Here is a 25321-nt window from a genome sequence, read left to right on the forward strand (position 1 = left end):
CTGTGAATTCGATGGTCTCAATCCACTCATTATCTAAAATCGAAAAACCCCCCACCCAAACGGGCAGGGGGTTTTCAACAATTCAGTTAAAACCCGAAGGGTTTAACCGAACTTCCCGGAGGTCGAAGCAATCAAGAACGCCGCGTAAGTAAGGACGTAACCCACAGTGAAGTGAGCCAGACCCACCAAGCGCCCTTGAACGATGCTCATCGCCACGGGTTTGTCTTTCCAGCGCACCAAGTTCGCCAACGGCGTCCGTTCGTGCGCCCAGACCAAGGTTTCGATCAGTTCTTGCCAGTAACCGCGCCAGCTAATCAGGAACATGAAGCCCGTCGCCCAGACTAAGTGTCCGAACAGGAACATCCACGCCCATACCGACAGGTTATTGACTCCAAACGGGTTGTAACCGTTGATCAACTGCGACGAGTTCAGCCACAGATAATCGCGGAACCAGCCCATCAAATAGGTCGAAGACTGGTTGAATTGCGCCACGTTGCCTTGCCAGATGCACAGGTGTTTCCAGTGCCAGTAGAAGGTCAACCAGCCCAGGGTGTTGAGCATCCAGAACATCGCCAGATAGAACGCATCCCAGGCGCTGATGTCGCAGGTGCCTCCCCGTCCGGGGCCGTCGCAAGGGAAGCTGTAGCCGAAGTCTTTTTTATCCGGCATCAGCTTGGACCCTCGGGCGTCGAGGGCGCCTTTGACCAAGATCAGGGTCGTGGTGTGCAGACCCAAGGCGATCGCGTGGTGTACCAGGAAGTCTCCCGGTCCGATGGTCAGGAACAGCGAGTTGCTGTTGGAGTTGATCGCTTCCAACCAGCCCGGTAACCAGACGTTGCCGTAGTTCGGCCAGGCGGTACTCGCGATGCTGTCGGGGTTCGACAGCAGGGTATCGAAGCCGTAGAGTGCTTTCCCGTGGACTGCTTGAATCCATTGGGCAAATACGGGCTCGATCAGGATTTGTTTTTCCGGGGTGCCGAAGGCCACGACGACGTCGTTGTGGACGTACAAGCCGAGGGTGTGGAACCCGAGGAACAGGGATACCCAGCTCAGGTGCGAGATAATCGCTTCTTTGTGTTCTAAAACCCGGTACAAGACGTTGTTCTTGTTGGCTTCCGGGTCGTAGTCGCGCACGAGGAAGATTGCCCCGTGGGCAAAGGCTCCCACCATCAAGAATCCGGCGATGTACTGGTGATGGGTGTACAGGGCGGCTTGGGTGGTGAAGTCTTTGGCGATGAAGGCGTAGCTGGGCAGGGAGTACATGTGTTGCGCCACCAGGGAGGTGACCACCCCGAGACAGGCGAGGTGCCATCCGAGTTGGAAGTGCAACGAGTTGTTGTACGTGTCGTACATCCCTTTATGTCCGGCGCCGAGCAGTCCGCCGAAGGGGGTGCCTTCTGGGGGATTGTGGGCGTCCACGATCTCTTTCATGCTGTGACCGATGCCGAAGTTCGTCCGGTACATGTGTCCGGCGATGATGAACAAGACGGCGATCGCCAGATGGTGATGGGCGATGTCGGTCAGCCACAGGGCTTCGGTTTGGGGATGGAAGCCCCCGAGGAAGGTCAGGATCGCACTTCCGGCGCCTTGGCTGGTGCCGAACACGTGCTCGGCGGTGTCCGGGTTTTGGGCGTACACGCCCCAGTTTCCGGTGAAGAAGGGGGCCAATCCGGCGGGGTGCGGTTTGACGGAGAGGAAGTTATCCCACCCGACGTGTTGCCCGCGCGCTTCGGGGATGGCGACGTGGATCAGGTGTCCGGCCCAGGCGAGGGAGGAGACGCCGAATAGTCCCGCCAGGTGGTGGTTCAGCCGCGATTCGGCGTTTTTGAACCACGACAGGGAGGGGCGATATTTCGGCTGTAGGTGCAACCACCCGGCGAACAGCATGACGGCGGCGAGGACCATCAGGAAGATGGCACCTTGGTACAGGTCGCCGTTGCTTCTCATGCCGATCGTGTACCACCAGTGGTAAACGCCGGAGTAGGCGATGTCTACTGGGTTGCTCGCTCCCGCTTGGGTGAAGGCGTCTACGGCGGGCTGCCCGAATTGCGGATCCCAGATCGCGTGGGCGATCGGTCGCACGTTGAGCGGGTCTTTGACCCACTGCTCGAAGTTTCCTTGCCAGGCGACGTGGAAGAGGTTGCCACTGGTCCACAGGAAGATGATTGCCAGGTGGCCGAAGTGACTGGCGAAAATCTTTTGGTAAAGATTTTCTTCGGTCATGCCATCGTGGCTTTCAAAGTCGTGGGCGGTGGCGATTCCGTACCAAAGCCGACGGGTTGTCGGATCGGCTGCGAGGTCCTGGCTAAATTTTGGAAATTTAGTTGCCATAAGTCGTTATCTATCCTCCTCGCTCTATCCCGACACTGAAATGATCCGAGCCAGGAAGAATGCCCAGGTCGTCACGATCCCTCCGAGGAGGTAGTGAGCGACACCAACAGCACGTCCTTGGATGATGCTCAGAGCGCGAGGCTGAATGGCAGGAGCCACTTTAAGCTTGTTGTGCGCCCAGACAATAGACTCGATCAGTTCTTGCCAGTAGCCACGGCCACTGAACAGGAACATGAGGCTGAAGGCCCAGACAAAGTGCGCGGCCAAGAACATCAGACCGTAAGCAGACAGTGCCGAACCGTAGGATTGGATGACCTGAGAGGCTTGCGCCCACAGGAAGTCACGCAACCAGCCGTTAATGGTGATCGCACTTTGGGCGAAGTTTCCACCCGTAATGTGAGAAACAGTGCCGTCCGGAGCAACGGTACCCCATACGTCGGATTGCATCTTCCAGCTAAAGTGGAAAATCACGATCGACAGGGAGTTGTACATCCAGAACAGACCTAAGAACACGTGATCCCAACCGGAAACTTGGCAGGTGCCGCCGCGTCCGGGGCCGTCGCAAGGGAAGCGGAAGCCCAGTTCGCTCTTGTCGGGAATCAGACGAGAGTTGCGGGCAAACAGCACACCCTTGAGCAGGATGAGAACGGTAACGTGAATGGTGAAGGCATGAATGTGGTGGACCAAGAAATCTGCCGTCCCGAGGGTAATCGGCATCATGGCCACTTTGCCGCCAACGGCGACGACGTCGCCACCAAAGGCATAGCTGGCAGCTTCTACCGCGTTAGGAGCGGTGTTGCCCGGCGCTAAGGCGTGCAGGTTTTGCACCCATTGCGCGAAGATGGGCTGCAGTTGAATTCCGGTGTCCGAGAACATGTCTTGAGGACGACCGAAAGCGCGCATGGTGTCGTTATGGACGTACAAGCCGAAGCTGTGGAAGCCCAAGAACAGACAGACCCAGTTCAGGTGAGAGATGATGGCATCCCGGTGACGGATAACCCGGTCGAGCAGGTTATCGACGTTTTTAGCCGGATCGTAATCGCGAACCATGAAGATGGCAGCGTGGGCACCCGCCCCGACGATCAGGAAACCGCCAATCCACACGTGGTGCGTGAACAGAGACAGTTGAGTGGGATAGTCGGTGGCAATGTACGGATACGGAGGCATCGAGTACATGTGGTGAGCCACGATGATGCTCAAGGAACCCATCAAGGCTAAGTTGATGGCGAGCTGAGCGTGCCAGGAGGTGGTCAGGATTTCGTAGAGACCTTTGTGGCCTTGTCCGGTGAACGGACCTTTGTGGGCTTCGAGCATCTCTTTCATGCTGTGGCCGATGCCCCAGTTGGTCCGGTACATGTGTCCGGCAATGATGAACAGAACGGCGATCGCCACGTGATGGTGCGCCGTATCCGACAGCCAGAGACCGCCCGTGACCGGGTTCAATCCACCTTTGAAGGTCAGGAAGTCCGAGTAGGCTCCCCAGTTCAAGGTGAAGAAGGGCATGACACCTTTAAAGAATCCCCATTCCACACTGGGATACAAATCGGTCATCAAGCTCGGATTGAGGATGAATTCGTGCGGTAAGGGAATGTCCTTCGCCGCGACGCCTCGATCCAAGAGATTGTTGATCGGCAGGGAAACGTGGATTTGGTGTCCGGCCCAACCCAGGGACCCGAGCCCCAACAGTCCGGCGAGGTGGTGGTTCATCATCGACTCCACGTTCTGGAACCATTCCAGTTTGGGAGCGCGTTTGTGATAGTGGAACCACCCGGCGAACAGCATCAAACCCGCCATGACCAACGCACCGATGGCGGTGCAGTAGAGTTGGAACTCGTTGGTAATGCCGGAAGCCCGCCAGAGCTGGAACAGCCCGGAAGTTATTTGAATACCGTGAAATCCACCGCCAACATCGGCGTTTAAAATTTCTTGACCGAAAATCGGCCAGACAACCTGGGCGCTCGGCTTGATCCCGGTGGGATCGCCAAGCCATGCTTCATAGTTGGAGAACTTGGCACCGTGGAAATAGGCGCCGCTCAACCAAATGAAGATGACGGCCAGGTGACCGAAGTGCGCGCTAAAGATCTTGCGCGATACGTCTTCTAAATCGCTGGTATGGCTATCAAAATCGTGAGCGTTGGCGTGCAGGTTCCAAATCCAAGTGGTGGTTTTGGGACCGCGAGACAAGGAACGGTCGAAATGCCCGGGTTTGGACCACTTCTCGAAGGAAGTCGGTACGGGATCGTTTTCGACTGTCACTTTGACTTTTGCCTCTCGCTCGGGAGGACTGATCGTCATCGAGACTCTCCTCTCTCTAGACAAGTCAAGTAACTGTAGTTTACGAATTCACCCGAAGGCGGGTGAGTGAGGTGCAAAGATTTGCTTGCCTCCCGGCTGGGGGTCGTGCGATTCGATCGCCGTAGCACCCACTCTGGAGCGGCCAATCTCGGAGATTGACTCCGTTCGTGGACTTGGTGCGATCTCGCGCACAACATCGCTCGGGATCTCAGCCAGCTCTTTCTTTACCTTTTGTTGCAGATCTTAGAGACCTACAGGCTTTGTATCCTCTTTGAGACTGATGTTCTCTCCGTAGGATTACGTAAATTTGGCGGTTTGTTAAGCCGCCTCCAAGCTGGCTGTCAAGACAGAACCTTTGCTGGAATGCCCACCAATCCGCAGTATTCACAGGGGAAGTGCTTCTTCGGTGGGCTTCTGTTGGTGCATTATAGGGCTACCTTCCACTAAATTTCAGGTGCACTTAACAATAATTCAAATTCTTAAACCTTTGATATTCCGTTACCTTTAACCTTCAAATTCCTTGTCAAAAGTCAAGGGTTAGATCCATAACTTAATACATCTTAATCATTAGTCCGACTAATACTCGAACGCAACTCAGGGGGCTGTGAGAGGTAGCCCCTCTAGCTTAGAGTCGCTTGTATTTTTCTAAAAACCCAAGACCTGGGAATATAGTTGTGCAACGGCACGCGATCGCCGAGAGCGCGCCGTCGTGCCGTCAGCCGTGCATAGACTTTTCTTATGGAATCTGCTTGGAGATTTTAATCGTTAGATCACTTAGGAGTATTACTCAGTGTTTGGTATGAATTGGCGATCGCTCCGGTTGAGAGCGCTGCTCAAGTGCGGATTGGTCTTCGTATTAATCTTGGGTCTGTTCGGGTGCGGCGATCGCCTCGAAACCCCGACCCTTCCTGACGAAGCGCAAACCGTCACCCTCTCGTCAACCCCGAGGGTCAGCGAAGTTTCGCCCCCCACAGAAATCCAAAAACTGCGACAAGTTCTCGACCGCTACCAACCCCAAGTCGAGATCTTGTCCCCCCAACCGGAACAAATCCTCGAAACGACCACCGTTCCGGTCAAATTGCAGGTACGCGATTTACCCCTGTTCAAAAATGCCGACCTCGATCTCGGTCCCCACTTAAACGTCATTCTCGACAACCAAACCTACACCCAGGTCTACAACCCCGACGAACCCCTCATCTTAGAAGACCTCACCCCGGGAACCCACACCTTGCGCGTCTTTGCGGTGCGACCCTGGGAAGAAAGCTTTAAAAACGAAGGCGCCTACGCACAAACCACCTTCCACCTGTTCGCCAAAACCCAAGAACATTCCCCCAAACCCGACTTACCCCTACTCACCTACAACGCCCCCCGAGGCAGCTACGGCGCCGAACCGATTCTCGTAGACTTTTACCTGACTAATGCTCCCTTACATTGGGTCGCCCGCGAACAGCCCGACGACGAGATCGCCGATTGGCGGATTCGGGTGACCGTCAACGGGGAAAGTTTCACCGTCGATCGCTGGGATCCCCTGTATCTCAAAGGATTTAAACCGGGACAAAACTGGGTGCAACTCGAATTTCTCGACGAAACAGGCAATCCAGTCGAGAATCCCTTCAATAACACCGTAAGGGCGATCGCCTACCAACCGCGCGGTAAAGACCCCCTCTCGCGCCTGATACGCGGCGATCTGTCCGCACAAGAGGCGATCGCGATCGTCGATCCGACTTACAACCCGCCCGAACCCAAAGCGACCCCCATTCCCCAACCCCAATCCAAGAAAAAAGAACCTCTTCTACCCCTTCCCAAACCGGAAGAAATGCCCGTAGAAGTCGTTCCTGAAAGCGAACCGATCCCCATTCCCGAAGCCGTCGAACCCAGTCCCGCCAGCGAACCGACGGCGGAACCGACATTAGTTCCAGAAACTCCCGAAGCCGTCGAACCCGCCGAATCCGCCGAATCCAGTACGGAACCAGAACCCGAGATCGGTGAAACGGAAACCGAAGCTGTAGAAGCCCAAACGGAAACCACAGAAACCCCCGATACCCCGATCGCGCCCGAAGACCAAACCGAATCCGAAATCGAGCCGGAAGTGACGTCCTCGGACAGTAAAGAGTCCATTACTTCACGCTTTCAACACTTTTTCGATCGCTTCCGTCGTCCTGCGACTCCCGTTCCGTCCGTAGAACCGAGTTCTCCGCCAACGGTAGAATCGGCGCCCGCAGTTTCAGAACCGGACATCCCAGAAACGACGACCATTCCCCCGGTAGAACAGGAGACGGAAACACCGATCCAGGTCGAAAGCGAAACCCCTCAAGAAGCGGCAACAGAGAACACCTCCGAACCCGACACGAGTGAGGCGGAAACAGCCGAAACCGAGCCAAGCGAGCCGAGTGCGCCCGATGTCGAGCCTGTGGAATCCGGAACGGTTGACGCACAAGTAGCACAACCCGAATCGCAAGGGGTCGAATCGAGTCAAACGGCTGAACCCGAAACGGCGACCGCCGAGGAAGAAAGTGTCGAGACGGCGAAGGAGGTTGAAGCGAGGGATCCGTCTTAACTCGTGAGGGGTTGAATCTATAGTATTTTCCTCTGCTATGCAAGACATTTAGATCCCCCTAAATCTCCCTCGCCAGGTAGGGGTTTGGTAACCAAACCCCTACTTTCCTCGTTCCCCCCTTGGTAAGGGGGGATAGGGGGATCTGGCACTGTACCTCATCAGACGCCCGAGTGCTGTATCCCTACAAGAGGAGTGAACTTAAAGGCGATCGCCTCCCCTCCAAAATCTTTGGGCTGGAAAACGGCAGCGAGGGCGAGAATTCACTCGATTTTCACCGATCGCCTCAATTTTCTATAAGTTTAAAGTTTAGATTGCGATCGCCGTGCCAGAAACGCGATCGATTATCGGTTACTGTTTTGATTGAATCCGCGTATTTGAGACGATTCGACTTAAATTGAGGGAAATAGCCATCCCATGAACCTTACTTTAAATTTAATTTCTTTTTTAGGAATATTCGGCCTGTGCTTTATTGCCTGGTTGGGTTCGGAAGATCGCCGCACCGTGCCTTGGAAAGTCATTTTTTGGGGAGTCGGACTGCAACTGGCGATCGGATTATTTGTCTTCACCCTTCCCCAAGGACGAGATTTTATTGCCACCCTCAACGACGCCCTCAACGCCCTGATCGACGCTAGCGAAGCCGGGGCGCGATTTCTGTTCGGTCCGTTGATGGTTCCCGATCGCCTGTTGACCCCCGGACCGGGGGATGCGGGCCGTTGGATCGTGCGCGCCGTCGGTCAACCTTACGTTCCCGTTCCCGGCGATCGCCTCGGGGTCAACTTCCTCGACGTGGGCTATATTTTCGCCTTTAGAGCCTTACCTCAAGTCATCTTCTTTTCGGCGATCGTCGCCCTACTCTATCGCCTCAATATTATTCAACCGATCGTTAAAGTCTTTGCGATTGTCTTTCGCCGGATCTTGGGAATTAGCGGCGCCGAAGCCCTTTCCGGATCGGCGAATATTTTCGTCGGGATCGAATCGGCGATCGCCGTCAAACCCTTTCTCGCCGAAATGACCCGCAGCGAACTGTGCGCCATTCTCGCCAGTTGTTTCGGTTCGATCGCCTCTACCGTTCTCGGACTGTATGCGGGATTGCTACGCCCCACCTTTCCGACGATTACAGGTCACCTGATGTCCGCGTCCTTGCTGACGATTCCCGCCTGTTTCGTGATTGCTAAAATCTTAGTCCCGGAAAAAGAAGAACCCGTCACCCTCGGTCACATTCCCGAGGCCCCCACAGACGAAAACGAGAAAAAACCGGGAGTCATGGATAGTTTGATTGTCGGGGCTTTGGATGGGGTCAATATGGCGGTGGGGATTGCGGCGGTCATTATTGCCATTATCGGTTTAGTCGCCCTGCTCGATTCTTTATTTCAAGGCTTGAGTGGTTTACCCGGTCCGTTCGGCGCGGTCTTTAGTGTCGTCACCCTCGACAATATTTTTGGCGTGCTGTTCGTTCCCTTGACGTTTTTAACCGGAGTTTCTTTAGAGTGGAACGAATTGTGGCAGTCTTCCGTATTGATCGGACAACGGGTTTTACAGACCTCGATTCCGCCGTATTTGAAACTGGCGACTTTATCGGCGAATGAGGCGATCGACGATCGCGCCATGCTCATTGTCAGTTATGTCTTATGTGGTTTTGCCCATATTCCGTCTTACGGCATCTTTGTCGGAGGATTGGCAAGTTTGGTCCCCGAACGACGCAGCGATATTAGTTCCTTGGGATGGAAATCTCTATGGGCCGCGACCTTAGCCACGTTGATGACGGGCTGCATCGCAGGTGTGTATTATTTTGGCGACAGTGCCGCCGTTTTAGGAAAATAGCGCTTTTCGACCCGGGCGATCGCCCGCTTCTCTTACTTTTTTCGATCGCCCAATCCACCGTAGTATCGATCGATCGCACTTCCGAGGAGGTTAATATTGATGACGTTTAAACGGCTATGGCCGCTCGCCCTCGCCACGATCGCCGCAGGGGTCGTGGTCGTGTTCGGTTCCCATCGTTCCGACGCTCAGTTCGTTGCAGCGCAAGCGGTACACCCCCCCCATCTCGGCGCGATCGCGACCCGCATCGCTCAAGAAAATGGCCAGGAGGTTATCCCATCCCCCGAAACAGTTGAGGAGGCGTCACCGACTCCCGAACCTTCCCCGGAAACTCCAGAGGAAGACAACCCCGAAGCTTCCCCGACTCCGAACCCATCTCCCGCATCGGAGGAATCGCCGACGGTAGAGGATTCTCCCTCGCCAACAGCTTCTCCCACCGAGGAACCGGAAACTGAGAGTTCGCCAACTCCGACTGCTTCCCCGAGTCCAACCGCTTCCCCTACTCCCACTGAAGAGCCCGAACCTGAGAGTTCGCCGAGTCCGACGAGTTCGCCAACTCCGACTGCTTCCCCGAGTCCGACCGCTTCGCCAACTCCGACCGCTTCGCCAACGCCGCAAAGCACGCCGGAAAATCCAGTATTAATGCTCCCGTTGAACGAGCAAGCGTATCGCGATCGCGAGGAACGCTTTGAACTCGGGACGATCGCGGGTTACAAGATCGGCAGCGTCAACGGTTATCCCCTGGTCGAGTCCCCCGATGGCAACCTCGCTTATACGGTCGTCGTCCAGGAGAAACCTACAGCAGAACCGTTCGATCGCGCCCAATTGGCGGCGATCGCCGTTGACATGTTCGAGAATGGAGAAGGATTTAAACTCGGAGTACTGCTCGATTCTGCTCCCGAGGAACTGCTCGCCAATTGGACCGGACAATTAACCTTTAACAATCAAACCCAACCGATGCGCGGTTTTATTTTCGCCCGACAAAATTCGCAAGCAGTTTTCGTAGCTTTGATTTCGGCGACGGAAGGCGGGATGCCCGATCTCGATAGTGTTTTGGCGACGGTGATTCAAACCCTCAAACCCCTTTGACAGTTGGCAGGCGATCGCCCCGAAAATATCGAGCGTTTATTGTACAAAATAAGGAAAAATATCTTCAGGATCGGGGCAGACTCGATCCTTTTTCATTGGAAATTTTCAATGTCGGTGCAACCGGGTTAAACACCGGGTTAAACCTATTTTAATGTTTCAATAATAACCAAGTACGCGGGCGATCGTGTTGGGATCTTCTAAATTTCCCACGATCCGGCGTACCGGAAGCGGCCATAATTTAATTAAGGTCGGCGTCGCCGAAATTTGCGAAAACTCTGCCTGTTCTGGATGTTTGTGAATGTCGATCACTTTGAGGGTATAGGGAACGCCGAGGGATTCTTCTAAAACTTGATAGAGGGTTTGCAAGCTTTTTTCCGTGGCGGTGGTACGACCGGACACGAACAAGCGCAATACGTAACCCTCGCTTCCTTCGGGACGGGTCGGATCGGTTCTGGCGATCGCCGATAGATCGCTTTCGGGGAATTCCGGCGCCCGGGCGATCGGCGAATCGACCTGCAAGACTAAATCGTGATTTTCCCAGAGTTGGGGAAATCGTTCCCGATAACTCGCCACCACGATCGGATCGCAGAGTTCTTCCGGACAAGATCCTTGAGACCAAACCACCTCGTGGGTTTCAAAAATCAGATTCAACAGCGATCGATACCGCCAAACGGGAGAATAGGCGATCGCAGAACATTTGACCGCTTGAGTATTGGGATCGAGCCATCGGTCGAAAGTTGCGGTATAACAGGGAACTAAAAAATGAGGGGGTTCGACCAAACCCAACCATTCTTGTAGGGTGGCACATAAATTAACGTGCCACTGAGTTTTTTTACTCGGATCGATGCAGTAAACGAGATCTCCTCCTGGAGTAAATAATGCAATTCCTTTAAACAACGGAGGAGTGGGAGAAGTTTGGTAATTCAACAATTCCAAATGGGGATAAACACTAACGGCGATCGCGCGATCTCGATCGATAAATCAAATCGCATTCAAGCAATCAAATTTAAAAACAGGCAAAAGTTAGCCAAAAACCCGCTCGGTTTCTCCTCGAACTTGCGCCAATCCTTCAGAAACCTTGCTCGAACTTTTGCCTGTTTCGTGCACGCGGTTTTAAATTCGACCGCGTAGCATTTGAGCCATCTCATTCGGGGTCGGCGATTGTTCGAGGGCGATTTCTTCAGTAATCCGACCTTCTTGATAGAGTTCGTACAGAGAACGGTTCATCGTAATCATGCCTTCATACGTATCTTTCAACATGATTTGATGCATATCCTCATACTGCTCTTTCATGATATATTCTTTAATGACATCAGTATTGATCAGAATGTCATGGAAAGCCGCCCGTTTACCATCGGTGGTTTTACATAACAACTGAGCAATAATCGCGACGAGAATTTCCGAAATTGACGTGCGGATTGCAGGTTGTTCTTCGGCGGAAAACATATCGAGAATCCGGGTCAGGGTTTTAATAGCACTGTTCGTGTGCAAAGTTCCCATCACCAAGTGACCCGTAGAAGCCGCTTTAATAGCAATCCCGACCGTTTCTTTATCCCGAATTTCGCCGACGAGGATCATGTCCGGGTCTTGTCGTAGAGCGCCTTTAAGAGCGTTAAAGAATTTCAAAGTATGACGACCGACTTCGCGGTGCTTGATCAAAGAAACTCGACTTTTATGAACAAATTCCACCGGATCTTCAATGGTGATGATGTGATACGGGAAATTTTTGTTCATGTAGTCGATCATGGCCGCCATCGTGGTAGATTTCCCGGATCCGGTCGGCCCCGTGACTAAGATGAGCCCTTTGTGGTAGTGGCAAATCTTTTTAAAAACTTCGGGAAGTTTCAACTGTTCCATCGTCAGGATCTCCGCCGCAATCAAGCGCAAAACCATCGCCGGGCCGGCGAGGGAGTCGAAGGCGCTAATCCGGACGCGGACGAAGCCGAAGTCGAAGGCACCGTCAAAGTCGAGATTTTGTTGAAATTGTTGAATTTCTTCGTTGGACATGCACTCGCGCAGCCAACTCATGAAGGTAGGTAGATCGGTTTTCGGATATCCGGCTTCGGCAATGTCGCCACGTTTGCGGAACCGAGGCAGTTCGTTGACGCCGACGTGGATGTCGGAAATTCCTTCTTCGTGAGCTTGTTTGACCAAGTCGAGCAGTTTGGGGTGTCCCGGACTCGGACCGCCAGAACTTTTAGGCGCCGAGGAGGCGGGAGGGGCGCTCGGTTGTGGGGCGGGGGGTGCGGGAGGGGCGCTTTGGCGAGCTGCCGGGGGTGGCGGAATGTTTCCCGGCGCTGGGGGTTTGGGAGGGGGTGGAACCGCAGGACGACCCCCGGAATTTCCGGCGTTGGGACGTCCCGGTGGGGGTGGCGGGGGTGGAATGGACGGACGTTTGGATTGTGACATTTGACTTTCTTATGCGATCGGATAGCTATCAGATGCAACCAAATTTTTAGGGTTGGTTTTTGGGACACGGCGATTTGTGCGATCGCCTGTCGTGCGTTTTTGTGTTTAGACTCTTCCGAGAACCGAACCCGGCATAGCTCTCACGTTTTGCAGCGCCTCAAGCCAAAGGGGATCGACCCGCACGAGGATAAGGATTCTCTGATTTGAGTGTTGATGCTAGTTCGAAAAAGAGCGGTTGAAATTGGTTCGCTCTTTTTCGATCTCCCACGCTAAATCGTTGAGAGGGGCAAGCCGTCGAGCAGACTGGCTCGATTTGGCTTCTGCGAACATTTTACCCACCTATATCAAGACTCTAACTTTTGTCTTGAATTCGATCGCGATCGCCTTCGCCAAACGACGATCGCCCCTAAAGGCGGTTGAGAGCGGCCAGAACTTGTATTCCCTTCTCGTTTAACGGCGATCGAACTCGGTTAAAACGCCATAAATCGCCCAAATCGCCATCGCCCGCAAGTAATGGCTGGCACGGAAGGTTCCCACGGCGGTAATCGCTTCTGGGGTGCGAAATTGCAAGCCGTTCTCGTAAATTTGACCGATAACGGTTTCGCTCAACCGAAAGGCTTCTTCTTTCATCCCCATTTGTAACAGAAAGGCGGCCAGACCAAAATTAATCCCGGTCCAGACTTCCAGGGGATGGGTATCTTGGGGATTGACTGCGGACCCGTCCGGTCTGACCCCGTTCGCCGCGCCAAATTGGCCGTCGTGGAAGTTGAGAAAGCAAGAGCGATAGATGGTTTCTAAAGTGGTCCGAATCGATTCGACGGGAACGAGATCGTCAAGTCCGAGCAAGCGGGCGTAAAATTGACCGCACAGTTGGTCTGCCATGACCACATCGGAACCGCTTTCGCTGTCGAGGCGATAATATTCGCCGTTCCAGAGTGTTTCGCGATAGAGGGGACGGGCTTGCTCTAACCATTCCCGGTAGGTGGCGATCGCCGCCTGGATCCCGTCCGGTTCGCTCAGGGGCGATCGCCGCTCTTCGTAAATCGTGCCGCTAAAAATCCCATTATCGTAGGGATGCTTCAATAACAGTTCCCCGATCGCGATCGCCGCTTCCAACGCCGCCAACCACAACCCGCCACAATACGCACTAATCCCGCGCAAGCGCCAATCGTCAAAGGTCTGATCCGGGGCGCCGCTATTTTCCGGGATGCCGTCGCCGTCGCGGTCGAACTGTTTCAAATACCGCAAAGCGCGCACGACCGACGGCCAGCAATCCCATAAAAACTCGAAATCATCCGCTCCAGTTAACTGAAAATCGCGATAGACCTGCAAGACAAAATCGCAGGCTAAATCCTTCCACAAATTACAGTCTTGATAACTGGTGTAATTAGTTTTCACCCAGGGATGCTCGTTCGGGGCGCCGAGATCGTGAGGCGTCGCGTCGGCAATTTTGCGAACGGCGTCGGCTTGGTTGTAGCCAATTTTGCGCGGGGTCTCGTCTGCGGTGGGAATGGCCCGGGCAAATGCCAAGAGGATCGATTTTTCTAACTCCGGCCACAACATCAACAATCCGAACGAACCGTACAGCCGCACGTCCAAACTTTCGTACCAGCGATAATCGATACATTCGAGAACGGCAAATTGTCCGCGCGGGTTTTGTTCGTCTTGGGCGGTCCAGAGGGTGCCACCGTCGGCGAGGAGGTACAACTCGTTAAATAAGGCCATTTTAAAGGCCGGGGACAAGTCGGGGCGATCGCCGATCGCCTCTTGCCAAGCAACGATGTTTTCCCGCCACATGTCGTAATGCTTGAGGGCGGTGCGAACCATACTCCACGAGCCGCGACCGTGACGCCCGAAAAAATCGGTATAGCGGCGATAGTAGCAAATATCGGGAGAAAATTCGGTGATTGGCAAATCCCAGGCCAAGATAAACGGAATTTTCCTGGTTTTTCCCGGTCTGACCGTGAAGCGCACCGCGATCGCCACCCCGATCTGTTCGTCGGAACGGGCGGGCCGTTCGTCGGCGAAATCGTCGAGGGATCCGTCCCGAGAAAAATGTTCCCAGATCTCGCTACCGTCGCCAACGGGGTTCCAGCGTCCGTGATGGAAGATTTCGACTACGGGACTGGTCACGGTGGCGATCGCCCATTCTCCCTCGCCTTCTTGGGGTTCGTCTCCCACCATCGGCCCGCCCATCACGTAACCGACGCGGTGAAAATCTTCGATGTAGCGATTGAAATTTCCTTGACTTTCTCCCCAGCGCGATCGATAGTCGTAAACCGGACTGCCATCATCTCGCACTTTAATTTGGGGCGATTTAATCGCATTGGTGAACCAACCGACCGTATTTTGCCAGGTCAAGAGGATGCTGAGGGTAATCGGTTCGTCGGTCGGATTGTGGGCGGTCCATTCAAAAACGGAGATCGGATAGCTGCATTCTTGATATTTTCCCGGCCAAATCGGCGAAAACTGCTCGCAAGTTAACTGGCTGTCAAATACGCCCTCATAAACGAACCAACTGCGCGGATAGAGGGCGTGATAGGTTCCAGTCGATCGCTCCGGGGTACTTTGGGGATACCACTGCCATGCGGATAAGGTGCCATCTTCCGGCGGCGCGGTCGCTAAGGCGTAAGCTTGACGGCGATGGGCGCTTTCTTCGTAAACGGAAAATTGACAGGCGGGAAGGCACTGAAACAGGTGCTCGCCGCCGTCGAGATGCCAGAGGTTGAAGTCGCCACGAGGCGATCGCCCGATACATCCGGCGCCAAAGCCGCCGAGGGGCATTCCATGCCACGGGCCATCGTCGAGATTGCTGGCATAGCGAACGGTGTACGGTTTGTCCCATCCCAAGCCGAGGGGACGAGTCCAGGTATAAGACGGGATTGGGGGGCGATTGTCTCGATTGCTCATTTGGGGATTGTATCGCGATCTTGGCGTGCGATCGCGATCGCGCGCCGAGACTTTTTGCCGTTCAGGTTTCGAGGCGTTTTCGCAGCGATCGCCTCGTAGAACGATCGGAGTTGAAGGGCGGCGATCGATGGGACTCGATTGGGGTTGTAGGGTTTCCCACTTGGGGCTATTTTATGGCAATTAAAAACATGAAACGCGGCGATCGAGGAATTATTTTTGCGAGAGTTTTTCGCTTTCGCGATCGCCCACCCGACGATGTTTTTTTATTTTATTTTAAAAAGTAAATTTAAAGGTAAATTAATGAAGAAACTAGCAATCCATAAACTGCAGGACTCATACCGATTAGGTTTGGCCAAGTTCGCGTGAAACCTTCGCCAAAACCGACTCAGTTCTGGGATAATCCATTGCCGATCGAGCGACGAAGACGCAATTAATGCCGATCGCCAGTATGAGAGCGGCGATCGGCATCAATTTGTTTGACTGCGCGAATTAAATGTTTCAATAAAGGTTTAATTTTTTCTTGATTGTCCGATTCGAGTCGTTCGACTTTTCGATCTAAAGTTTGGAGGCGATCGTCGGTGAGGGGAGAAGCGAAGGCGTCGGCAGGAGTTTCTAAAGAATTCACGCGATCGCGCAAATCGTCTAAACCGTTGGCGAGGGTAGCCAGATCTCCTTGTAGCCGTTCGACTCCCAGGGTTTCTGGATGCGTGGGGTGGGATAAAACTTGTTCTCGGACGGCTTTAATTTCGCGATCGAAATTCGCTTGCATTTGGCTGAAATTCGCATCGGTTTGGTCGCGCAAGCGGACGATCGCCCGTCTGAGAATTGCCAATTCTTCCCGTAAACTTTCCGCTTTTAACGGATCGGTTTTGGCAATGCGAGCTTCTAATTCTGCTTGCATTTTAACGAGGGCTTCGCTAATGCGAACGGTCGTCCCTTCTAAATCGGCGACGCGCTCTTCTGGCGGTAATTTTTCCAAAGAAGTGTGCAGGGATTCGACGACGCGATGAATGTCGGCGATCGCGGCGCGATGCTGCTCGTTCATGTAATCTTCAAGACGATTGCGTTTGAGCATATTAACACCGATCGCCAACGTCAGAGGAGTTGCCGCAAACAACACCTGACCGGACAATCCCGCGACGATCGAACCGAGGGCGGAGCCGATTAGGGTGGCGTATTCTGCTAACTCGATGCGATCGCGCCCGTTGAGTTGTTCGATCCAAGGATTAGATCGATGGTGGCGGTCAATTTTTTGAATAGTCATGGGAAGCACAATCAAACAATTGGTCTCGAATCGATCGTAAGCGATCGCGTCGGGCGATCGCTACTGTTTTCATTTTTAGGCCATCGGAAAAATTCCGCAAAAATCCAGTCTTCTGCGACCCGATGCTCGCTCAAGTTCCCCTGAAAATCGCTGCTCTTTCATTAAAAGACTGGCCAACCGCATCGTTCGTTTCCGAATCGTCCCGGTTGACCAGTCGCAGAGGAGGAAATAAAGGCTCAAATTGTAAAAGGCTTTGCAAAAATCTCCCTAACGTTTGACACAATTAATCATGCGTAAGGTGGCTGCTGCCGCATAGTTACGTAACGCAGGATTGTTCGGATAAAAGCGACTGCCGCTTTCGTTATACGCCGAGGCGACGTTGCAATAAGACGACATTTGACTGACGAGGGAATCGGCCCAGTGACCGGACGTATCCGAAAACTGCATGGTGGAAGTGGTCGATTCGAGAGTAGAACTCTGACCGCGCAGACCCTTGCCATATTCCGCCGCGCGACGTAAAACCGCCATCATTTCCGCGCGAGTGACGGGTTCGGAGGGGCGGAAACTGCCATCGCGGTAGCCACTGACGATATTGTTGTTCTTCGCCCATTGAATTTTGGCCGCACTCCAGCGCGAGGCTTCCACATCGTAGAAGGGGCGAGTCGTCATGCTGCTGGGGATCGAGATATTGGCGCCCTCAATATTTTGCAGCGCTTCGAGGACGAGGGAGACGAGTTGTTCGCGGGTGACGGAATTGAGAGGACGGAAGGTATTGTCTTCGCGGAACCCGGCGACGAAGCCCATATTGACCGCTTCCTCGATTTCTCGGGCGTAGATATCGCCGCGAACGTCGGGGAAGGTGTATGTCGGCGTCGGCGTCGGCGTCGGCGTCGGCGTCGGTCTGCTTCCGGAGGATCCGATCGGTTGGGCGAGGGCAGTTAAGGATTGGTCGTTGGCGAAATAGACGTGACCGAGGGTTTGACCTTGATAGGTACGTTTGGCAAAGCGCCATCCAGGATACAGTTGGATTTTGGCAAAGCCAGTAGTGGTGCCATTGGTGCGTCCGATGACCATTTCTTTGCGATCGAAATCGTCCACGGCGACGAGGAGCATGTCACCGCCGCGTTGGACGACGCGCAGGGTGTAGCGAATACCTACGTCTTGACCGCCGACCCGGACGGAATAGCCGTTGGCGTCGGTGCCGCGACCGCAAATTCCGGTAAAGTCGAAGTTGATTAGGAGGGGATTGACGATCGTGGGGTTGCTGCCGCTTTCACTCCAGCACGAGCGCGCGTCGGAGATTTGCTCGATCACTAAGAGTTTGTGCGCTCTACCGCTCATAAAGGGTTGGGCGACGGCGATAAAGCGGTCTTGTTGGACTTCTCTTTGTCCGAACGTTGCCGCTACGGAGGGGGCAATGGGGGCGATCGCGGAAAGGGTGGCAGTCGCTAAAGCAGCAATTTTAAGACGAAGTGAAGTTTTCATAATCTTGGGTAGACCTGCTGTAGTGGATAAATGCTTCCTGGCATGTTTTTATTTTGGGGAACGATTGGCAGAAAACCCGAGAACGTTGTTAGGGTTTGACAACTGTCCTGTAGGGGACTTTACCAGGAGAAAAGCGAGAAAATCTAGCTTGATGGGTCACAAAGCTATTAAAAATCTATAAAAATCTATAAAGAGTATCGACTTTGGGGAAGACGGCGCGGGGGAGTGACACGCACTCGCACGGGTTTCGTACTCGTCCAGTTGTGCAACTGTCTGTTATGGCCAGAGGGGGCACGGGAGGATCGCGCGCGATCGCTTCCCTAGAAGATCCCTAGGGCGGGAAGCTGTAGATCGTTGCGAGTTTTTAATGAAGTTTCAATAAATGAAGTTTCAATAATTGTTGTCGATCGCCGCCCGCTTGCCAATAGGGGTGCAGCCGATCGCGATTCGCCCGAGGGAAAGTTTCTACTGGAGATAGCGTGTCACCGATAATGGCGTTGCGGTAAACTTGGGGTAAACTTAAAATCCTTCCGTTATGCGTTCGTCACTCTTTCGGCAACAATGCTAAAAATTTCAATAGCAGAAATAAACGAAGGTACCCGGTTTTTGACTTGTGGCCCTCAATCTGGCAAAGCGGGAGGGAAGGCTTGACTGTGACGAGTGACGTGAGTGCGCTCGGATCGAGTCATTCGGATATTGAGATTTAAGGATTAGAATTGTAGGGGAATGCGGGACGACCACCTGCACGGCAGGGGCGCTCGTTCCCCGAGGGCGATCGCGCGGTTCTGATTTTCAACAATGGCGTGCTGCGTTCCAATTCTCCCAAATCCTTTACGAACCGAACTTCCTAAACGGCTATTGGCACTCAAACATCGGTGCTTAAAACCATGAATCTATAAATCTACTGCCAGTCGGTGACGCCTCCTAAAGGCGTTGAGATTTTTTCCGTTACAAATTTTGACCGTTAATTGTGCAAAGGCGATCGACTCGACCTATGTACAATCAGTACAGACCCTAACCTGTTAACGAACAGCTTTCATAATCACTAAACGCCTGTGATTGACAAAAGACACTACAATCGGGACGTCCCCCAAATTAACGAAAGAATTCGGTTTCCCAAGATTCGCGCGATCGATACCGACGGAAGCCAAATGGGGATTATAACGCCGCAAGAGGCGCTACGAATTGCCCAAGAGAAAGAATTGGACTTGGTGTTGGTCAGCGATAAAGCCGATCCCCCCGTTTGCCGAATCATGGATTATGGCAAATACAAGTTCGAGCAAGAGAAAAAGAGGAAAGAGGCTAAGAGAAAGCAGCACGCGGCTGAAGTTAAAGAAGTGAAGATGCGCTACAAGATTGAGGAACACGATTACAACGTGCGCCTTTCTCAAGCGCAGCGCTTCCTCAAATCTGGGGATAAGGTGAAAGCCACGGTGATGTTCCGAGGTCGGGAGATTCAACATAGCGACTTGGCAGAAACGTTGCTCAATCGCATGGCGACTGACTTAAAAGAATTGGCCGAGGTTCAGCAAGGCCCCAAACGAGAGGGTCGCAGTATGATGATGTTGCTGTCTCCGAAGAAGTAAAGCCGTCTAAAGCCGGGTAACGCCGGAAGCGAAGGCGGACGATCGCGGTCGGGACTGGCGCCAGGAGCCGATCGCGATCGCCGCCGTTTCCGAGAATCGAGATTTCAGGGGTCGAGGGTTCGCGGCGATCTCCAACTTTTGTTGTGGGTGTCACTTTTCCGATGGCGATCTCCCGGTGGCGAGGGGCGGCTGGAGTCGCGATCTGCATCGGCGGGATCGGTCGTGAATATGCATTTGCCAACGGATAAGGTTATGGTGGAGTCAAGTGACCGGAGCCAGGAGGCGATCGGAAACGTAGAACTGAACTGGCAAAGCTTGTGGGAATCGCAGAACAAGAAAAAGTGTTAAGAACGGCTCGAACACGGCCAACGACTTATTAAACTCTTTAAAAGTCATCCGCTTACTCGGGTGTTGAATTTACCGCCAGATGCAGGTTACTCGAAATGGTGACCTCAAAAAGATCGGTAGTTGATCGGAACCAGGGAGATTGAGGGAGCGATAAAACCCCATCCTCAACAACGAGCGAGTCGTCCAGAGGAGCAATGTTTGAGGGCGGGGGATCCACGAACTCAGTGGGTGAGGGGGTCAATGTGATGAGCCTGATTTCGCATTCGATCGGGGACAATCTACACGAGGATAAACCATCGCTGCATGGAACTTAAAGATCGGCAGTCAACCAAGAGTCGAGTCGCTCAAGGCTTGCTCCAATGGGTCAATCTCCGCCCGGAAGAAGGAGAGCGAACGTGGCTGATGTTTGCGTTTTATACCTTAACTTCAGTCGGACTGCTCTGGTTGGAAGCGAGTACGGTCGGTTTGTTCCTCGACGAATACGGGGCCAGTTCCCTGCCGTGGATTTATATTGCCGGGGCGGCGATCGGCAGTAGTTTGGGTTTTTTGTACTCTTGGTTACAGAAAATTTTGCCGTTACGGCGGGCGATCGTGGCGATCGCCTGTTTGATGGCCGCCCCGTTACTCTTATTTCGCGTCGGATTAGCCGTGGCGGCGGTCGCCAGCATCACCGTTTTTCTGATGCGTTTGTGGATGGATGCGTCTTACGTCCTCAACGACCTCAATACCTCGATTACCGCCAACCAACTCTTTAACATCCGCGAAATCAAGCGTACTTACCCGATTATCAGTAGCGGGATTTTACTGGCCGACGTGATCAGTGGTTTTTCACTCCCCGCGCTGATCGAATTTGTCGGCTTAAAAAACGTCACCTTGATGTCCTGTGCGATGATGGGACTGGGGGCGTTTATTCTGTTTTATCTGAGTCAGTCTTACCAACAAGCTTTTCCGGACGCTCCCCGGCGACGCCTACAGGAAAACCAACAAGATTACACCAACAGGCGCTTGGCCGGACCGTTAAAACAATATGCGATTCCTTTATTTGCCTTTTTTATTCTGGCCGAAGCTTTATATTTATTAGTTGATTTTCAATTTTTAAGCGAACTGGAACAACAAGCCCCAGAAGGTCAAAGCTTGGCGATCGGAATTGCCAGCTTTCTCGGATTATTTAACGGGGTTTTGGGAATTTTTGAATTGGCGATGCAGTGGTTTGTCTCCAGTCGGTTGATCGAACGGGTGGGGGTGTTTGTGGCGGCGATGATTTTGCCCGGATGCCTGTGCGCGATCGGTCTGGTTTCGTTAACTCAACTGCTCCCCTTCTTCTGGGGTCTCGTCGCCCTCAAATTTATCGAAGAACTGCTGCAATATACCCTGATCGAAGGGACCGGTCCGGTATTGTTTCAACCCTTGCCCGACAGCATTCGCAGTAACATCCAGGCGATGGTCAACGGTATTGCCGAACCGATTTCGACCGGGGTAGCGGGTCTGATGATTTTAACCACGATCGCGGTGTGTAACTTTTTCTTACCCGACGCCAGCGCCCAAGAACAGACCGACATTCAAGGATTGTTTTTCGTGCTGGCGATCGTGTTGTTGGGTTTGGGCTGGTTGTTCGTGGTTTGGATTTTGCGATCGCGCTACTTGGGTTTGCTCGTCTCCAGTGCCGAACGCGGACGCTTTGGGGTCTCTGACGTCGATATGCGCGCCTTCAAACGCACGATCGTCGAAACCCTCGAACAAAGCGGTCGGGAAGAAGACAAGCGATCGTGTATCGAACTGCTCACCCAAATCGACCCGGAAAACGTCGGCGACGTTCTCGCGCCCCTGCTGGTCAATCTCACCCCCGCCTTACAACGGCAAAGCCTGGAAGAAATGCTCAGGCGACCGAATCCGACGTATAAAAATTACGTCGAACAGCTCGTCGAACGTCCCTCCTCCACAGAAGTGCTGGCTCTGGCGTTGCGCTATATCTGGCTGACCGAAGCGGACCTCGATATCGAAACCTTGCGCCCCTATCTCGATTCGGCAGTGGATCCGGTCGTGCGCGGGACGGCGGCTTCGCTGATCATGCGCCGGGGCAACCGCGAGCAAAAAGCCGAAGCGACGAATACCTTGCGGCGAATGCTCACGAATAAAGAGGAGCAGGAACGGATTATGGGGTGTCGCGCCCTCGGAGAAGCGGATTACTTGCAGGGATTGCGGCTGTACATTCCTAATTTGCTTCAGGACGAATCGTTGCGAGTACGCTGCGCCCTGTTAGAAGTGATTGCGGCGACCCGGTTTGAGGAATATTACCCGTCGTTGCTGCGCGGTTTGTATTATAAGTCCACGCGAGATTCGGCGATGCGGGCGTTGGTGCGTTTGGATAACGAGATTATCGATCGCCTCGTGGCCTTGGCGGAGGACATTCACAAGCCCGATTTAGTGCGGATGCACGCTTGGATGGCCCTGGGACAGATCGGGACGATCGAAGCTCTCGATTCGCTGATCGGTCATTTGATCGCCAGTTGGGGGACGACGCGACGCAATATTTTGCGAATTTTATTGAAAATGCCCAGAGAATCGGGAATTGAGGGGGTTCTCGATCGCCTCGGACGCAGTGGGGTCGAGATGCTGATCGACCAAGAACTGATGTTTATGGGTCAAATTTATGCGACCCTCAACGATTTGACCAAAGACCGGGTGCGCGGACGGGAAGCGAAGTTGTTACGCAGTGCCTTGCACGATTTGATTGCCGACGCGATCGATCGCCTGTTTTTATTGATGAAGTTTCTTTATCCTTTCGGTTCGATTCAGGCGGCAGCGTTCAATCTGAAATCTGGCGTGCGATCGAATATGGCCAGAGGGCTGGAAATCTTGGATAATACCCTGGATATCCCCAGCAAACGCATTGTCCTGTCGGTTTTAGACCGCCATTCGGATCTGGAGAAATTGCAAACACTTTCCGATTTGTTTGCTTATGAAACGATGTCACCGAGCGATCGCCTGCGTCGTTTGGTGGAATATCGTTATTTCTTGTCGGATTGGCCGTTAGCCTGTTGTTTCCACCTCGCCCGTGCCTCTCGTTGGAGTTTGACCGCCGAACAAACCCTCGCCTGTTTGCGCCATCCGAAAGGTTTTGTTCGCGAAGCGGTACTGGCTTATCTGCGAGTCGCTTCGCCCCGTGCTTTAGCCGAATTGTTGCCGATGATGATCGACGATCCCGATCGCCTGGTCGCCGCACAAGTGAAGCAGATGATGGCAGAATTGGGTCTGAGCGATACTCATTCCCGTCCTCGAACGGCTCCCAGTCGCCAGCCGAATTTGCCGAACTATCGCGGAATCGCGGGATTTGAGGCCACGTGACACCCTCCCGACACCGAGCTGGCGGGTACTGGAGTGTTGCTTAGTTTTTACTTTTTTTACGTTTTGTTGTCGTAATGCTCACCAGTGTTGACCGTTTATTATTTGTCAGGGCCGTTCCGATTTTTAAGGAACTACGGGATGATTTTCTCGTCCGGCTGGCTTCGGTCATGGACGAACTTTCTTTTCCGGCAAAACATACGATTTTTACTGAAGGTCAGGAGGGGCGATCGCTCTATATTGTGGTTAAAGGACGGGTGCGGGTTCACATCGGCAACCGCGATTTAGCGCAATTGGAAAAAGGGGCTTGTTTCGGCGAAATGTCGTTGTTTGATGCGGAACCGCGTTCGGCTTCGGTGTCCACCCTCGATGCGTGCGATTGTTTGGTGCTGACCCAACAGCAACTCTACGACGCGATCGATGAAACGCCGGGGATTGCTATTAATATTATTCGGTTGCTCTCCCGCCGCATTCGCGAACTTAATCGCGCTAATTCCGCACAACAATCGTCTTCTGCTCAAGGATCTGCCAGTCAAAGTACCGCCCGAAATCTCGATAGTAATGCCGTTGGGAGTTAAAGAAATTATCGATGGTTTTGATGATTTTTATAGCCTATTTTGAAAAATAATTTTAGGTTAAAATTTTAGGGGAGATCTAAGAGACTGTTTATCAAGAAAATACAAAAAAATCTAGTAGGGGTTGGGTTTCCAAACTCTAGAGAAGTAGGGGTAACTAAATGACAGCCATCTGTTATTGGATGTTCTGGAGATTGCCTCCTCTCAACCCGGGCTGTTAATGTTGATTTTACAAAAAGTCTCTAAGGGCGATCGTCTCCACCCAATCTCATCGACGCGATCGCGGATAATTAATAGTTTTAATAAATCGCAGTTTTTGGCTTAAACCTGACGAAAAAGGGTATCGATCCCGCACCGATCGCCATTCCCAGTCCGTGTAACCAATATCCCGTACTACTCGGATTGATATTCGCGTAAAGTCCTCCGAGTTCTCCTATTCCGTAAAACATCTGCTGGACGAACCACCATAAACTATAGAAAAAGGCGGGAACTTCGACGGGAATAAAAATAATAATTAACGGTAAAAGACTGTCAATTTTTGCTTTGGGAAAATTGAGTAAATAAGCGCCTAAAATAGCGGCGATCGCCCCATTAGCGCCAATCAGAAAAGCAGACAAACTCGGTTCGGCGATCGCCTGTCCGATCCCGGACAAAACGCCACAAAGTAAATAAAAACCAAAATAAGTAAAATGGCCTAAAATATCTTCGACTTTGCGGCCAAATACCCATAAAAATAATAAGTTTCCCAAAATTTGACTAAAACTTCCGTGCAGAAACATCGCCGATAAGAGCGAACCGCCTCCCATAGCGAATAAGGCGACCCAAGCGGCGGGATTTTGGCTCGCGATCGCATCGTTGGCAATGGAAGTCAAGCGTGCGGGAACGAGCGCCCAAGTGTTGAGAAATTCGGTAAGTTCTCCACGAGCATCTAAGTGCAGTTCGATAATAAAAATGGCAATATTTAAAGCAATTAAAATAGTCGTCGCGATCGGAGGCGATCGTTGGGGTAAATTATCGTCAATGGGAATCATGGGATTTTAGATTTTAGATTGTAAATTTTACAATTATAGCGATTCTATTTGAGTGATGACATGTATGGAACTCTGACAGTTCCGTTGTTATGCTCTTGGATCTCGCCCGCGTTGTTTGACCTGTTTTTTTAAAGGTTGCACCCTTAAAAAAGTCGTCAGGGAAGAGCGCTCAAAAAAAGACAAAGGTAAAGACGCGATCGCTCGCGCCGTTACCTTTCAATATAAGATAGGACATCTGCAACGGAATTGAAGAAAGTCGAATCGTCATCCGGGCGATCGCC

The 25321-nt window shown here is 52.8% G+C and carries 16 protein-coding genes; 7 read left to right on the forward strand and 9 right to left on the reverse strand.

Going from position 1 to position 25321, the window contains the following annotated elements; translation table 11 throughout:
* Positions 1-102 precede the first annotated feature (102 nt).
* Positions 103-2331, reverse strand: coding sequence for a photosystem I core protein PsaB (psaB, locus tag JJD41_RS06780; RefSeq protein ID WP_200665259.1), 2229 nt, complete (start codon positions 2329-2331; stop codon positions 103-105).
* Between the two features lie 24 nt (positions 2332-2355).
* Positions 2356-4626: a photosystem I core protein PsaA gene (gene psaA, locus JJD41_RS06785; RefSeq protein WP_200665260.1), complete on the reverse strand. Its 2271-nt coding sequence runs from the start codon at positions 4624-4626 to the stop codon at positions 2356-2358.
* 799 nt (positions 4627-5425) lie between these two features.
* Between psaA and JJD41_RS06790 the strand changes: the two genes are divergently transcribed.
* The 3 genes from JJD41_RS06790 to JJD41_RS06800 all read left to right on the forward strand — a co-directional run bounded on the left by JJD41_RS06790 (position 5426) and on the right by JJD41_RS06800 (position 10090).
* Complete coding sequence (locus JJD41_RS06790) at positions 5426-7183, forward strand: hypothetical protein (protein WP_370583823.1); 1758 nt, start codon at positions 5426-5428, stop codon at positions 7181-7183.
* A 414-nt stretch (positions 7184-7597) separates the two neighbouring features.
* The gene (locus tag JJD41_RS06795; RefSeq protein WP_200665262.1) at positions 7598-9004 is read left to right on the forward strand and encodes a NupC/NupG family nucleoside CNT transporter; all 1407 of its coding nucleotides are present in this window, start codon (positions 7598-7600) and stop codon (positions 9002-9004) included.
* Between the two features lie 99 nt (positions 9005-9103).
* Positions 9104-10090, forward strand: a complete 987-nt coding sequence (locus tag JJD41_RS06800; protein WP_200665263.1) for a hypothetical protein — start codon at positions 9104-9106, stop codon at positions 10088-10090.
* A 156-nt stretch (positions 10091-10246) separates the two neighbouring features.
* Here the strand turns inward: JJD41_RS06800 and JJD41_RS06805 are convergent, their stop codons facing one another.
* The 3 genes from JJD41_RS06805 to JJD41_RS06815 form a co-directional block, all read right to left on the reverse strand.
* The gene (locus JJD41_RS06805) at positions 10247-11017 is read right to left on the reverse strand and encodes a circadian clock KaiB family protein (RefSeq protein WP_200665264.1); all 771 of its coding nucleotides are present in this window, start codon (positions 11015-11017) and stop codon (positions 10247-10249) included.
* Between the two features lie 186 nt (positions 11018-11203).
* Positions 11204-12499, reverse strand: a complete 1296-nt coding sequence (locus JJD41_RS06810) for a type IV pilus twitching motility protein PilT (protein ID WP_168569348.1) — start codon at positions 12497-12499, stop codon at positions 11204-11206.
* Between the two features lie 450 nt (positions 12500-12949).
* Positions 12950-15409 carry a GH116 family glycosyl hydrolase gene (locus tag JJD41_RS06815; RefSeq protein WP_200665265.1) on the reverse strand — a complete coding sequence of 820 codons (2460 nt, stop codon included), beginning with the start codon at positions 15407-15409 and terminating at the stop codon, positions 12950-12952.
* Positions 15410-15429: 20 nt separating this feature from the next.
* Between JJD41_RS06815 and JJD41_RS06820 the strand changes: the two genes are divergently transcribed.
* The gene (locus tag JJD41_RS06820) at positions 15430-15693 is read left to right on the forward strand and encodes a hypothetical protein (protein ID WP_200665266.1); all 264 of its coding nucleotides are present in this window, start codon (positions 15430-15432) and stop codon (positions 15691-15693) included.
* 146 nt (positions 15694-15839) lie between these two features.
* Here the strand turns inward: JJD41_RS06820 and JJD41_RS06825 are convergent, their stop codons facing one another.
* From JJD41_RS06825 to JJD41_RS06835, 3 genes are all read right to left on the reverse strand, one after another.
* Positions 15840-16673 carry a hypothetical protein gene (locus JJD41_RS06825; protein WP_200665267.1) on the reverse strand — a complete coding sequence of 278 codons (834 nt, stop codon included), beginning with the start codon at positions 16671-16673 and terminating at the stop codon, positions 15840-15842.
* Positions 16674-16940: 267 nt separating this feature from the next.
* Positions 16941-18158, reverse strand: coding sequence for a DUF3747 domain-containing protein (locus JJD41_RS06830; protein ID WP_200665268.1), 1218 nt, complete (start codon positions 18156-18158; stop codon positions 16941-16943).
* A 710-nt stretch (positions 18159-18868) separates the two neighbouring features.
* Positions 18869-19027, reverse strand: a complete 159-nt coding sequence (locus JJD41_RS06835; protein WP_200665269.1) for a hypothetical protein — start codon at positions 19025-19027, stop codon at positions 18869-18871.
* A gap of 186 nt (positions 19028-19213) precedes the next feature.
* Between JJD41_RS06835 and infC the strand changes: the two genes are divergently transcribed.
* The 3 genes from infC to JJD41_RS06850 all read left to right on the forward strand — a co-directional run bounded on the left by infC (position 19214) and on the right by JJD41_RS06850 (position 24012).
* Complete coding sequence (infC, locus tag JJD41_RS06840) at positions 19214-19744, forward strand: translation initiation factor IF-3 (RefSeq protein WP_168569352.1); 531 nt, start codon at positions 19214-19216, stop codon at positions 19742-19744.
* 651 nt (positions 19745-20395) lie between these two features.
* Positions 20396-23437 (forward strand): HEAT repeat domain-containing protein, encoded by a 3042-nt coding sequence (locus tag JJD41_RS06845; RefSeq protein WP_200665270.1) that lies wholly within the window; start codon positions 20396-20398, stop codon positions 23435-23437.
* Positions 23438-23511: 74 nt separating this feature from the next.
* Complete coding sequence (locus tag JJD41_RS06850; RefSeq protein WP_200665271.1) at positions 23512-24012, forward strand: Crp/Fnr family transcriptional regulator; 501 nt, start codon at positions 23512-23514, stop codon at positions 24010-24012.
* Between the two features lie 296 nt (positions 24013-24308).
* On the opposite strand, the gene JJD41_RS06855 is transcribed toward JJD41_RS06850, so the two are convergent.
* Positions 24309-25040, reverse strand: coding sequence for a rhomboid family intramembrane serine protease (locus JJD41_RS06855; protein ID WP_200665272.1), 732 nt, complete (start codon positions 25038-25040; stop codon positions 24309-24311).
* Between the last annotated feature and the right edge of the window lie 281 nt (positions 25041-25321).

Source organism: Oxynema mangrovii CENA135 (genome assembly GCF_016632315.1).
Taxonomy (GTDB): domain Bacteria; phylum Cyanobacteriota; class Cyanobacteriia; order Cyanobacteriales; family Laspinemataceae; genus Oxynema; species Oxynema aestuarii.

What these genes read in the sequence shown, in the direction of transcription:
- psaB (WP_200665259.1), bottom strand. Translation starts at nt 2,331, where the DNA reads ATGGCAACTAAATTTCCAAAATTTAGCCAGGACCTCGCAGCCGATCCG.
- psaA (WP_200665260.1), bottom strand. Translation starts at nt 4,626, where the DNA reads ATGACGATCAGTCCTCCCGAGCGAGAGGCAAAAGTCAAAGTGACAGTC.
- JJD41_RS06790 (WP_370583823.1), top strand. Translation starts at nt 5,426, where the DNA reads ATGAATTGGCGATCGCTCCGGTTGAGAGCGCTGCTCAAGTGCGGATTG.
- JJD41_RS06795 (WP_200665262.1), top strand. Translation starts at nt 7,598, where the DNA reads ATGAACCTTACTTTAAATTTAATTTCTTTTTTAGGAATATTCGGCCTG.
- JJD41_RS06800 (WP_200665263.1), top strand. Translation starts at nt 9,104, where the DNA reads ATGACGTTTAAACGGCTATGGCCGCTCGCCCTCGCCACGATCGCCGCA.
- JJD41_RS06810 (WP_168569348.1), bottom strand. Translation starts at nt 12,499, where the DNA reads ATGTCACAATCCAAACGTCCGTCCATTCCACCCCCGCCACCCCCACCG.
- JJD41_RS06815 (WP_200665265.1), bottom strand. Translation starts at nt 15,409, where the DNA reads ATGAGCAATCGAGACAATCGCCCCCCAATCCCGTCTTATACCTGGACT.
- JJD41_RS06825 (WP_200665267.1), bottom strand. Translation starts at nt 16,673, where the DNA reads ATGACTATTCAAAAAATTGACCGCCACCATCGATCTAATCCTTGGATC.
- JJD41_RS06830 (WP_200665268.1), bottom strand. Translation starts at nt 18,158, where the DNA reads ATGAAAACTTCACTTCGTCTTAAAATTGCTGCTTTAGCGACTGCCACC.
- JJD41_RS06845 (WP_200665270.1), top strand. Translation starts at nt 20,396, where the DNA reads ATGGAACTTAAAGATCGGCAGTCAACCAAGAGTCGAGTCGCTCAAGGC.
- JJD41_RS06850 (WP_200665271.1), top strand. Translation starts at nt 23,512, where the DNA reads ATGCTCACCAGTGTTGACCGTTTATTATTTGTCAGGGCCGTTCCGATT.
- JJD41_RS06855 (WP_200665272.1), bottom strand. Translation starts at nt 25,040, where the DNA reads ATGATTCCCATTGACGATAATTTACCCCAACGATCGCCTCCGATCGCG.